The 10240-nt window shown below is 72.1% G+C and carries 11 protein-coding genes; 5 read left to right on the top strand and 6 right to left on the bottom strand.

What is annotated here, in order from left to right; translation table 11 throughout:
* Positions 1 to 58: 58 nt before the first annotated feature.
* Positions 59 to 904, bottom strand: a complete 846-nt coding sequence (locus J7E94_RS12140) for a class II glutamine amidotransferase (RefSeq protein ID WP_215014830.1) — start codon at positions 902 to 904, stop codon at positions 59 to 61.
* Between the two features lie 168 nt (positions 905 to 1072).
* Between J7E94_RS12140 and J7E94_RS12145 the strand changes: the two genes are divergently transcribed.
* Positions 1073 to 1264 carry a DUF6381 family protein gene (locus tag J7E94_RS12145; protein ID WP_215014832.1) on the top strand — a complete coding sequence of 64 codons (192 nt, stop codon included), beginning with the start codon at positions 1073 to 1075 and terminating at the stop codon, positions 1262 to 1264.
* 80 nt (positions 1265 to 1344) lie between these two features.
* Here J7E94_RS12145 and J7E94_RS12150 read toward each other — a convergent pair whose 3' ends face one another.
* The 3 genes from J7E94_RS12150 to J7E94_RS34460 all read right to left on the bottom strand — a co-directional run bounded on the left by J7E94_RS12150 (position 1345) and on the right by J7E94_RS34460 (position 4106).
* A complete protein-coding gene (locus J7E94_RS12150) occupies positions 1345 to 2457 on the bottom strand; it encodes an agmatine deiminase family protein (protein WP_215014834.1) in 1113 nt (370 codons plus the stop codon).
* An 80-nt stretch (positions 2458 to 2537) separates the two neighbouring features.
* The gene (locus J7E94_RS12155) at positions 2538 to 3854 is read right to left on the bottom strand and encodes an APC family permease (protein WP_308344931.1); all 1317 of its coding nucleotides are present in this window, start codon (positions 3852 to 3854) and stop codon (positions 2538 to 2540) included.
* 9 nt (positions 3855 to 3863) lie between these two features.
* Positions 3864 to 4106 (bottom strand): hypothetical protein, encoded by a 243-nt coding sequence (locus J7E94_RS34460; protein ID WP_251056510.1) that lies wholly within the window; start codon positions 4104 to 4106, stop codon positions 3864 to 3866.
* Between the two features lie 165 nt (positions 4107 to 4271).
* Between J7E94_RS34460 and J7E94_RS12160 the strand changes: the two genes are divergently transcribed.
* Both J7E94_RS12160 and J7E94_RS12165 read left to right on the top strand, forming a co-directional pair.
* Positions 4272 to 4928, top strand: a complete 657-nt coding sequence (locus J7E94_RS12160) for a TetR/AcrR family transcriptional regulator (RefSeq protein WP_215014836.1) — start codon at positions 4272 to 4274, stop codon at positions 4926 to 4928.
* A gap of 9 nt (positions 4929 to 4937) precedes the next feature.
* Positions 4938 to 5768: a DUF1206 domain-containing protein gene (locus tag J7E94_RS12165; RefSeq protein ID WP_215014838.1), complete on the top strand. Its 831-nt coding sequence runs from the start codon at positions 4938 to 4940 to the stop codon at positions 5766 to 5768.
* Positions 5769 to 5780: 12 nt separating this feature from the next.
* Here the strand turns inward: J7E94_RS12165 and J7E94_RS12170 are convergent, their stop codons facing one another.
* Positions 5781 to 7127 (bottom strand): M64 family metallopeptidase, encoded by a 1347-nt coding sequence (locus J7E94_RS12170; protein ID WP_215014883.1) that lies wholly within the window; start codon positions 7125 to 7127, stop codon positions 5781 to 5783.
* A 181-nt stretch (positions 7128 to 7308) separates the two neighbouring features.
* Between J7E94_RS12170 and J7E94_RS12175 the strand changes: the two genes are divergently transcribed.
* Positions 7309 to 8697: a helix-turn-helix transcriptional regulator gene (locus J7E94_RS12175; protein ID WP_215014840.1), complete on the top strand. Its 1389-nt coding sequence runs from the start codon at positions 7309 to 7311 to the stop codon at positions 8695 to 8697.
* On the opposite strand, the gene J7E94_RS12180 is transcribed toward J7E94_RS12175, so the two are convergent.
* The gene (locus J7E94_RS12180) at positions 8660 to 9034 is read right to left on the bottom strand and encodes a hypothetical protein (protein ID WP_215014842.1); all 375 of its coding nucleotides are present in this window, start codon (positions 9032 to 9034) and stop codon (positions 8660 to 8662) included. The genes J7E94_RS12175 and J7E94_RS12180 overlap by 38 nt on opposite strands.
* A gap of 20 nt (positions 9035 to 9054) precedes the next feature.
* On the opposite strand from J7E94_RS12180, the gene J7E94_RS12185 reads away from it, so the two are divergent.
* The gene (locus tag J7E94_RS12185) at positions 9055 to 10215 is read left to right on the top strand and encodes an IS30 family transposase (protein WP_215014844.1); all 1161 of its coding nucleotides are present in this window, start codon (positions 9055 to 9057) and stop codon (positions 10213 to 10215) included.
* Positions 10216 to 10240 lie beyond the last annotated feature (25 nt).

The following is a 10240-nucleotide window of genomic DNA, read 5'->3' on the forward strand; positions in this document are numbered from 1 at the left end:
GCGCGTCCGTACCGTGGACTATCGGACGGCCGCCACCACCGCGCAACCCGAGGCCTGGTCAGGGCGGCTCCGGGACGAAGGGGAGGTAGTCCTCCCCCGGAGCCCCGGGGATCACCGTGTAGCTCGCCTCGGGCAGTTCGTTCCACAGTCCGGGGAGGTCTCCCAGGGGCTCGGACACCACGAGCCGCGTCGCGTCGGAGACCTCGGCGAGGAAGGCCAGCTCGGGGTGGAGGTGGCGTACGGTCTCGGCCGCGCTGCTGTAGAACAGCGACCTGGACCTGCCCCGGGTCGAGTACCGGAAGGCCCAGACGCGCTCCCCGTCGCTCACCGCCACCGTCATCTGGAGCGGGTCCGCCACCCCGTGCTCCTTGCCGAGCCGCTCCACCAGGCCCGCCATCCGCGCGACCGCCCCGGGCACGTCCTGGTCGAGGCCGTAGGTGACCGCGAGGTAGAACATCACCTCGGAGTCGGTGGAGCCCTCGATGCAGGGGAAGAGGGCCGGGTCGACCGCCATGCACAGATCCCGCTGGAGCCGGCCGAAGTCGGTGATCGCCCCGTTGTGCATCCACAGCCAGCGCCCGTGCCGGAAGGGGTGGCAGTTGGTCTGCTGGATCGCCGACCCGGTGGAGGCCCGTACGTGCGCGAAGAACAGCGGCGAGCGGACGTGGCCGGCCAGCTCGCGCAGGTTGCGGTTGTTCCACGCGGGCGCGGTGTCGCGGAAGACGGCGGGGGTCCCGTCGCCGCTGCGGTCCGCGCTGTACCAGCCGATGCCGAAGCCGTCGCCGTTGGTGGTCTCCACGCCCATCCGGGCATGCAGGCTCTGATTGATGAGCGAGTGCTCCGGGCGGTAGAGCACGGCGTCGAGGAGCAGGGGCGAACCTGAGTAGGCCAGCCAGCGACACATGTGAGCACCATCCCCTTCTCGGCCTGGTCCGAGCCTAAGCCAGGCCATGGGGTCGGGCGCGCCCGACCGGCCGGACGGATCACGCTCGGTGACCGTTCGAGATGCGGGCTCCGTGCGCTGCTGGTTCGCTGAATCCGCCCGCTCTCCCCCACGGATCAAGGAGTGATCATGAGCGTTTCAGGCGAATCCCGCGGCCGGTCCCAGCAGATGCGTGCCAAGGCCCAGGAGCTCAACGATGCGGCCGCCCGCTCGACCGACCCCGAGGAGCGCCGGCGGCTGCAGGAGAAGGCCCGCCGCCTCCAGGAGCAGAGCGAGCAGGAGAGCGGCCTGATGGACGACCGGGGCATGGACCCCATGTAGCCCCTTCGCCCAGTCCCCGTGTGACACCGGCCGGTGGCCGCCGCGATCCCCCGTCGCCGCGGACACCGGCCGGCGGGCTCTCAGCCGGCGACCGCCGGGACGTGCTGGGTCACGCAGTGGACGCCGCCACCGCCCCAGGCCAGGACGCGCGCCCTGGTGCCGACGACCTCGCGCCCGGGGAAGAGGGTGGCGAACTGTGCGAGGGCGAGGGAGTCGGCCGGCTCCCCGGCCGTGGGTACGACGACGCTGCCGCTGGTCAGGTAGTAGTTCGTGTAGCTGAAGGTCTCGACGGTCAGCCCGCTCTGGCGGAAGTGCGGCTGGTGGTGCATCTCCACCACCTGGAAGGGCCGGCCGCAGGCGTCGGTCGCGGCGTCGAGGACCGCCTTGTTGGCGGCCATCCGGGCGTGGTTGGGGTTGGCCGGGTCGGGCTGGGTGTGGAGCAGGATCTTCGCCGGGCCCAGGTAGGCGGCGACGAGGTCGACGTGCCCGTTGGTGATGTCGTCGTGGTAGAGCCCGTACGGCAGCCAGATGAGCTTGCTCGCTCCGAACGAGGCGAGCAGCGTGGCCTCGATCTGCGCGCGGGTCATGCCGGGGTTGCGGTTGGGGTTGAGCAGGCACTCCTCGGTGGTGATGAGGGTGCCCTGCCCGTCGGTGAGGACGGACCCGCCCTCCAGGACCATGTCGACGGGCTTGCGGGTGTCGCCCAGGTACGCACACACGCCGACGGGGAGGAAGTCGTCCTTGTCGTACGGGTACTTGTTGCCCCAGCCGTTGAACGCGAAGTCGAGGCCGATCCGGTGGGTCTTCCCGGCGTTGACCGCGAAGATCGGGCCGGTGTCCCGGGTCCAGCAGTCGTTGACCGGGTACTCGATGACCGTGACCGCGCTGCCGCACTGTTGGCGCGCCTGCGCGGCCTGGCCCGGTTCGGCGACCATGACCACCGGCTCGAAGCGGGCGATGGCCCGGGCGATGCCGGCTATCTCGGCCTGGACGTCGGCGAGCAGCCCGCCCCACCCGACCTGTCGGTCCCACGGCCAGGCCATCACGCAGGCGGCGTGCGGCTCCCATTCGGCGGATGCGTGGTGCGGGTCCTCGCTCGGCGAGGCGAAGGCGGTACGGCCGAGCAGGGGGAGGGCGGCGGCCGCGAGGGCGGCGGCGCCGAAGCCGCGGCGCGTCATTCGTGGCAGGTCCATGACACTTCTCCTTCGGTGGGATGTCTTGCGGACAGGGCCGGATGACCCTGGGGACGGGGGGTTGGCTGGGGAGCGGGGGATCAGGTGTGGTCGACGGCGAGCACGTCCGCCGGCCCGTCTTCGTTCCGGTCGCTCTGCTCGCTCCGGCCGCTCTCCTCGCGGGCCTGGGCTGCGCGCAGGGCGTTCTGCGGCTTCTTGACCACCAGGTAGACCAGCCCGGCGGTGATCACCACGCCGGTTCCCAGCAGGCCCGCCCAGATCTGGTACCAGGGGGCTCCCGGCGGGGCGAGGACGGCCCGCGGCCAGCACACGTTGGCGACCTCGAAGGCGGTCCACAGGACGGCCAGGACGTTCAGGAAGGTGCCCTTGCCGCCCAGCCGGATGTGACCGGAGGGAATCCAGGTGCCGCGCAGGCGCGCGATCAGGGCGGCCAGGCTGACCAGGAAGAACGGCAGGAAAGTGGCGGCGGTGCCGAAAGCGATCAGGCTGCCGATCGCGGTGGCGTTCAGGCCGAGCAGCAGCCCCGCACAGCTGACGAGGGTCGAGGCGAGGAGTCCGCCGATGGGCGCCTGCCGGCTGTTGACCTTGCGCACCTGGCGGGAGAAGGGGAAGACCCCGTCGCGTGCCAGCGAGTACACCCCGCGGGCGGCCCCGCCCTGGGAGGCCATGGCGCAGGCGAGGAAGCCGACGAGGACCACGGCCACGAAGGGCTTGTCGGACCAGGACCCGAAGGCGGTGGTGACGGCGGTGGTCACCGGGTCGAGGTCCTCGCCCGCGACGACGGCCTGCGGCGCGGGGTGCGCGAGGGCGACCGCCATCGCGTTGAGGATGACCACCAGGCCGACGCTGAGCAGCGCCCACCACATGGCGCGGGGCACCTGCCGGCCTGCGTCCTTGGTCTCCTCGGCGGTCGAGACACAGGCGTCGAATCCGATGAACCCCCAGCCGGCGACGGCCAGGACGGCGAGGAAGGCGACGACGGTCGATCCGCCGGACAGCTCCTCGGCCCCGAGCGTCTCGGTGAACAGCGAGAATCCGTGCTCGCGGAAGAACAGCAGGAGCGCGAAGCCGACCAGCACGGAGGCGATGGCCTCGGCGGCGATGCCGAGCGAGACGAACCAGCTCAGGATCCTGATCCCGTACGCGTTGACCAGCATGCACACCAGCAGGATCCCGGCGGCCGCGGCGACCAGGGAGCCCGGCGTGGGCGTCGCCCCGGCGAGGGCGAAGGCCCAGGGGGCCGCCAGGTAGGCGACGGTGGTGTTGCCGAACATCACGGCGAACTGCCACACCCAGCCGCTCATCCAGCCGAAGGACGGCCCGAGCAGCCGCCGGCCCCACTGGTACGGGCCGCCGGCGAGCGGCCACTGGGAGGCCAGCTCCGAGTAGACGTTCACCACCAGGCACTAGCCGAGGAGCACGATCGGCAGCGCCCAGATCCAGGCGGGCCCGGCGATCATCGTGCCGACCATCGAGACGGCGTACAGGGCGACGACGGGCGATACGACGGCGAAGCCCATCGCGATGTTCCCCAGGATGCCCAGGCTGCGGCTGAGCTCCTGGGTGTAGCCGAGATCCGCGAGGCGGGCGGCGTCGGTGTCGGCACCTGGGCCGCCCGGTTCAGGGCGTGCGGGGGCAAGGTCGGGCATGGCGCACCTCTCGCAAGGCAGGACGCGCCGGTCGGCCGACGCGTCCCGCAAGCTAAATCTAACGTTGTTAGGTTGCGGGAATGCGGGGACCATAACCCGACGCGGACCCCTTGGGAAGTCCTCCGTGCGGGTAACCTGGCGGCCGATGACGAGGGGGATCACACCGTGGGCCGACCGAACCAGCCGCTGCTCAGCCGTGGGAACATCGCGCGCGCGGCCCTCGAACTCCTCGACGAGGAGGGCCCCCAGGCGCTGAAGATGCGGACGCTCGCCGACCGGCTCGGGGTCCGGGGCGCATCCCTGTACCACCACGTCGCGTCGAAGGACGACGTCCTCGACGCGGTCTCGGAGCTGATCAACGAGGAGATCGACCTGAGCCCGCTCGACGGGCCCGACTGGCGGGAGGGGATCGCGGCCTACGCGCGCGGCTACCGCCAGGTGTACCTGCGCCACCCGAACGCGATCGCCCCGGCGGCGCGGCGCGGGGTCGAGGCGGCCCCGGCCCTGCGCGGCTACGACGCGCTGCTCGCCGCCCTGATCCGCGCGGGCTGCACGCCGGCGCGCGCCGCCGAGGCCGCCGCCGCCATCGACTACCTGGTCCTCGGCTCGGCGCTGGAGACCTTCACCGCGGGCTTCACCCGCCCGGCCGGGGAGTACCGGCCCGACTACCCGGCCCTGGCCGAGTCGCTGACCGGCGCCGCGGCCACCGGCGCCGGCCTGGCCGAGCTGGACGACCGCGGCTTCGAACTGGGCCTCGGACTGGTCCTCGACGGCTTGGCCGCACGGTCGTCCCGCGGGCATGGAGCCGTCGCGCCCGGGTAGCCGCGTGGCATGACGAGCGGCGAAGCGACACGCGAGGGTGCACGGACCGCGGCGGCCCCGGGCGGAATGGGCCGGGAGGTGGTGGCCCGCAGCGGACTGTTGGCGCGCGGAGTGCTGTACGTGCTGGTCGGCGTGCTGGCCATCCGTGTGGCGTTCGGTGAGGGCGGGAAAGAGGCGGACCGCGAGGGCGCGTTGCAGGAGCTGACGGAGAAGCCCTTCGGCGGTTTCCTCGTATGGGCCGTCGGAATCGGCCTGGTGTGCATGATGCTGTGGCGGCTGTCGGAGGCGGTGTTCGGCGCGGCCGGCCCGGACGGCCGCAAGGCCGGCAAGCGGCTGGCGGCGGTGGCCCGGACCGTCTTCTACGCCGTCGTCGCGTTCTCCGTGCTGTCCTTCGCCGCCGGGTCAGGCAGCGGGCGGTCCGGCGACGAGCAGTCGCGTGACGTGACGGCCAAGGTGCTCGACCTGCCCGGCGGCCCGTGGTGGGTGGCCGCGGCGGGCGCGGCGATCGCCATCGGCGGCATCGTGATCGCCGTACAGGCGGCCCGGCGCACGTTCCGCAAGGACTTGGCGATGTACGGCACGCCCGCGGGGGTCCGCAAGGCCGTCGAGTTCCTCGGCGTCACCGGCGGCGTGGCCCGGGGCGCCGTCTTCGCCGCGGCCGGCGCCTTCGTCGTGTACGCCGCCGTGCGCTACGACCCGGCGGAGGCGAAGGGCCTCGACGACACCCTGCGCGCCTTCGCCCAGACCCCGGCGGGACCGTGGCTCCTCGTGCTGGTCGCCGCCGGGCTCGTGCTGTTCGGGCTGTTCTGCTGGGCCCTGGCCTGCTGGCGCCGGGTCTGAGCCGGGCGACCGCTAGAGCCTGACGGTCCATTCGACCCTGGAGCGCAGGGTCTCGGCGATCTTCGGGTCGCGCACCGAGGGGGTGCGGTCCTCCGCCGTGACGGACAGCCGGTGCGTGCGCAGGTCGAACAGCCACAGCTCCGCGACGGCCACCTCCGTCCGGCCCGCGAACCTCTTCAGCTCCCGGCCGTCCAGGTACCACCGGACCACCAGCTGCCGCCCGTCCGCACCCGCCAGCACCGGCACGGCCGCCTTCGCGGTGTGGCGCGCCCGCAGGGTGCGGTCGGTCGGGGTCAGCGGGGTGACCGTCCTGGCGTGCCGGTGGAACCCGGCGATCATCGCCTCGACACCGGGGAGGTTGAAGGGCTTGCCCAGGACCCGCATGATCGAGTTGTCCGTGGGCCGGTAGAGCCCGGTGGCGAAGTAGCCGCCGCCCTCGTAGGCGCCGACGGTGCCGCCGTCCGGGGACTCCTCGCCGAGCCAGCGGTACCACTTGGCCCGCTCCGCGGCCATCCGGCCGGCGGGCAGGGCGGAGGTGTTGGACTCGGCGGGCTCGGGGCCGGTGTACTTCTCGTAGTCCGGCAGGCCCGTGTAGAAGTATTCGTCGGCGAGCTTGCCGAGCGAGTGGCCGGTCTCGTGGATGGCGACCTGCCCGGACTTCGCGTGGCCCGCCGAGGCCGTGGATATCCCCTCGTAGCCGAGGGTGGCGCTGCGCTCGTTGTAGCCCGCGCCGCCGTACTTCGCGCTGTTGGCCAGCACGATGACGAGGTCCGCCGCCGGGGCCTTCGCCACGTACGCGTCGACCTTGGGCTGGTCGATGCAGAGCAGCCGCTCGATCTCCTCGCACCAGAAGTACGAGCCGAGGGCGGTGTCGCGGACCGTGGCCCGGTCGGGGTCTCCGGAGACACCCGACTCGGCGGAAACCGCGTCGACCGTCCAGACGTTGAACAGGTTGCGGTAGGTGGTGTACGGCTCCACGGCGGTCACCTCGGCCCACTTCTGCCGGGCGTCGGTGTGGAACCGGTCCAGCTCGGCGGCGGTGTAGCCGTCGCCGACGACGACCACGTCGAGGCGGTCGGCGGTGGGCCCGTTGTCGACCACCTTGGCGACGGCGCCGTCGGCTGACCGCTGCGCCTCGGAGAGCCGCCCCGCGCTCTTCGCCCGGACGCCCGCGGCCGGTACGAAGGTGTGCCCGGAGCCGGCCTCGCCGCCGTGCTCCGGCCCCGGTATCTCCACCTCCACCCGCGGGTTGGGCGGCGCGTCGACCGCCCGCGCCGGGCCGGCGGCCAGCAGCATCGCGGCCGCGCAGGCCGCGGCGAAGGCTCCGCGCACGGCAGAGCGGGCGGCCGGCCGGCGCATGGCCGGACGGCGCAGGGCTGTACTGCGCATGGCTGGACTCATCAAGTCCTCCCCCGGGGAACGTGGTTAAGCAGCGAGATAAGCACGCTGAATCGGCTGCTTAAATTAGGTGCCGCGGAAGGCGTGCGCAATGGCCCGGTCCCCCTGAATACTGGGGAGTTCGAGCAACCAGGGGGACTTCGTGGACGAACCGGCCCGCATCGGGCGCAGAGTTCAGCGCATGCGCACCGAACGTGGCATGACGCAGCGGCAGTTGGCAGAGCCCAGATATACGGCCGCCTACATCTCCACGCTGGAGTCGGGCAAGGTCCGCCCCTCCGAGACCGCGCTGCGCTTCCTCGCCGGGCGCCTGAACACCTCGTACGAGGAACTCGCCACCGGCCGCCCGGCCCACCTGGCCACCGAGCTGCGGCTCGCCCTGGCCGACGCCCAGCAGACGCTCGCCACGGGCGCCGCCGACGAGGCCGCCGCCCGCTACCGGCAGCTGCTCGCCGAAGCCGAAGGCCTCGAACTCGCCTCCGAACAGGCGGAGGCACGACTGGGACTCGGCGACTGCGCCCTGGAGACCGGGGAACTACCCGAAGCCATAGGCCACTTCGAGGCAGCGGAGCGCCTGCTGGCCGGCGAGCCCCTCCCCCGCCGGGCCCGCCCGATCCGCGGCCGCGCCGTCGCGCACCTGCTCGCCGGCGAGCTGCGCTATGCCTGCTACCTCCTCGAATCCACCATCGACGAGCTGAGCACGAGCGGGCTGGCCGACCCCGAGGCGCTGGTGCTGCTGTACGCGGCGGTGATCGGGCCGTACATCGACATGGGCGCGCACGCCCGCGCGGCCCACGCGGCCGAGCTCGCCCTCGCGCTGGCTCCGCAGGTCAGCGATCCGGCGCTGGTCGCGGGCATGCACCGGCAGGTGGCGCGGACCTTCCTCGCCGAGGGCCGGGGGGCAGATGCCGACGCCTCCCTCGCCAAGGCCCAGGCGATCTACGGGCAGTTGCGGCTGCGGACCGATCTGGCGCACTGCCACTGGATGCGCGGCTACGTCCAAGCCCAGAACGGCGAACTGGAGGCGGCCGAGCGGGAGTTGCGTACGGCCCGGGAGATGCTGTCGGCCCGCCGCGCCGCCCTCTACACGGCCCAGGTCGAGGTCGAGCTGGCCGACGTACTGCGCCGGCTCGGCCGGTACGGGGAAGCCGCCGCGCTGCTGTCGGCGCTGCTGGCTCCGGGGGATCTGGGGGACAGCCACGGCGCCGTGCACGCGGGCGGCGCGCACCGGCTCCTCGGACTGATGGCCGAGGAGCGCGGCGAGCCCGAGTCCGCCGAGGAGCACTACGTCCAGGCGCTGGCCCTGCTGGAGCGCAGCGGGGCCACGGGCGACCTCGCCGATCTGTGCCGGCTGCTGGGCGACCTGCTGCGGCGTACCGGGCGGGTCGAGGCGGCCCTGGACGCGTACCGCACGGGCCTGGGCCACCGGTCCGCGCCGGGCACCACCACCCTGGGCCCGGCGCCCGCCGCTCCCGTGTTCCGGTCCGAGGGGGTCAGTGGTTCTCGGTGGGCTGGAGATCGCGCGGAATGAGCGCCCAGGTGGTGGCCGCCGCTGCGACCGCGAGAGCTGCGGCCAGCAGGAACGCCGGGGTGATCGCCAGGGTGTAGGCGTGCGAGGCGGTGTCGATCAGGGCCTGCCCGACGGCCCCGCCCAGCCGTTCCGCGGTGTGGGCGGCCTCGCCGACGGAGTCCCGCGCCGCCGCGGCGCTCGGCCCGTCGAGGTCGAGGACGGGCAGGTTGCCCCGGTAGAGGGCGGCCGCGGTGGAGCCGAGGATGGCGACGCCCATGGCCGAGCCCAGCTCGTAGCAGGTCTCCTCGATGGCGGCGGCGCTGGAGACCTCTTGAGTTCTATCGGTGGTTGCGAACACCTCTGATCAGGAGTGTTCGGATGACGAAGTACGCCCCCAACAAGCTGCCGACCACTGTCAAGAAGCGGTACTTCGAGCTGCTGCGGGAGGGCCACAAAGGCGCGGCCGCCGCCCGGGTGGTCGGGGTCTCCACCAGCTGTGGCTCGCTGTGGTTCATAGATGCTGGAAGCATGATCGTTCCCGACCACGGCCCGATATCACCGCGCTTCCTCACCCAGGACGACCGCATCGCCATCGCCGACGGCCTCCAGACCCAGCAGAGCGCGAAGGAGATCGCGGCCTCGGTCGGGACGAGCTTCCAGACCGTTTACCGGGAGATCAAGCGCAACAGCAAGCCCGACGGCCGCTACAACCCCTGGTGGGCACACAACCAGGCCCTGTTGCGCCGACAGCGCCCCAAGGAAGAGAAAATCCGTGCCGGCGCGGAGCTCCGTACGCTCATCCGCGAGAAGCTCACCGAGAAGTGGTCGCCCCCGCAGATCGCACGCTTCCTCGCCCGCGCCCACGCGGGCGACCCGGCGATGCGGGCCTGCTCGGAGACGATCTACCGTGCTCTGTTCGCCGGCCTACTCGGCCGCAAACCCGGCAAGCTCCGCACCGGCCGCACCCGCCGCAAGAAGCAGCGACGAGGCGTCCCGTCACCCAACAAGATCAAGAACATGACGCTGATCCACCAGCGCCCAGCCGAGGTCAACGACCGTAAAATACCTGGGCATTGGGAAGGCGACCTCATCATCGGCCGCGGCCAGGGCTCAGCCATCGGCACCCTGGTCGAACGCACCACCCGCTATGTTCAGCTCATCCACCTGCCACACGGCTGGAAGGCCCCACAGGTCCGCAACGCCATCGCCGCGCAGACCGCCCACCTCCCGTCACAGATACGCAAGACCCTCACCTGGGACCAGGGTCGCGAGCTGACTCTGCACCAGGACATCGAGACCTTGACCGGCTTCCGGATCTACTTCTGCGACCCTCACTCGCCCTGGCAGCGCGGCACGAACGAGAACACCAACGGCCTGCTCCGGCAGTACTTCCCCAAGGGCACCGACCTGTCCGTCCATACCGCCCGCGATCTCCGGGACGTCGCCCGCGAACTCAACCGCCGACCCCGCCTCGTCCTCGGCGACAAGACCCCCGCCGAAGCCATGAAAGAATGGCTCACACAGCCATTGACCTGCTAATTCGCAACCACTGCTAGAAACCGCC

This window comes from Streptomyces sp. ISL-94 (assembly GCF_018614075.1).
Lineage (GTDB): Bacteria > Actinomycetota > Actinomycetes > Streptomycetales > Streptomycetaceae > Streptomyces.

Excerpts from the sequence above, each read along its gene's own strand:
- J7E94_RS34460 (WP_251056510.1), bottom strand. The coding sequence starts at position 4,106 with ATGCCCGACCTTGCCCCCGCACGCCCTGAACCGGGCGGCCCAGGTGCC.
- J7E94_RS12185 (WP_215014844.1), top strand. The coding sequence starts at position 9,055 with ATGACGAAGTACGCCCCCAACAAGCTGCCGACCACTGTCAAGAAGCGG.
- J7E94_RS12145 (WP_215014832.1), top strand. The coding sequence starts at position 1,073 with ATGAGCGTTTCAGGCGAATCCCGCGGCCGGTCCCAGCAGATGCGTGCC.
- J7E94_RS12150 (WP_215014834.1), bottom strand. The coding sequence starts at position 2,457 with ATGGACCTGCCACGAATGACGCGCCGCGGCTTCGGCGCCGCCGCCCTC.
- J7E94_RS12140 (WP_215014830.1), bottom strand. The coding sequence starts at position 904 with ATGTGTCGCTGGCTGGCCTACTCAGGTTCGCCCCTGCTCCTCGACGCC.
- J7E94_RS12165 (WP_215014838.1), top strand. The coding sequence starts at position 4,938 with ATGACGAGCGGCGAAGCGACACGCGAGGGTGCACGGACCGCGGCGGCC.
- J7E94_RS12170 (WP_215014883.1), bottom strand. The coding sequence starts at position 7,127 with ATGCGCCGGCCGGCCGCCCGCTCTGCCGTGCGCGGAGCCTTCGCCGCG.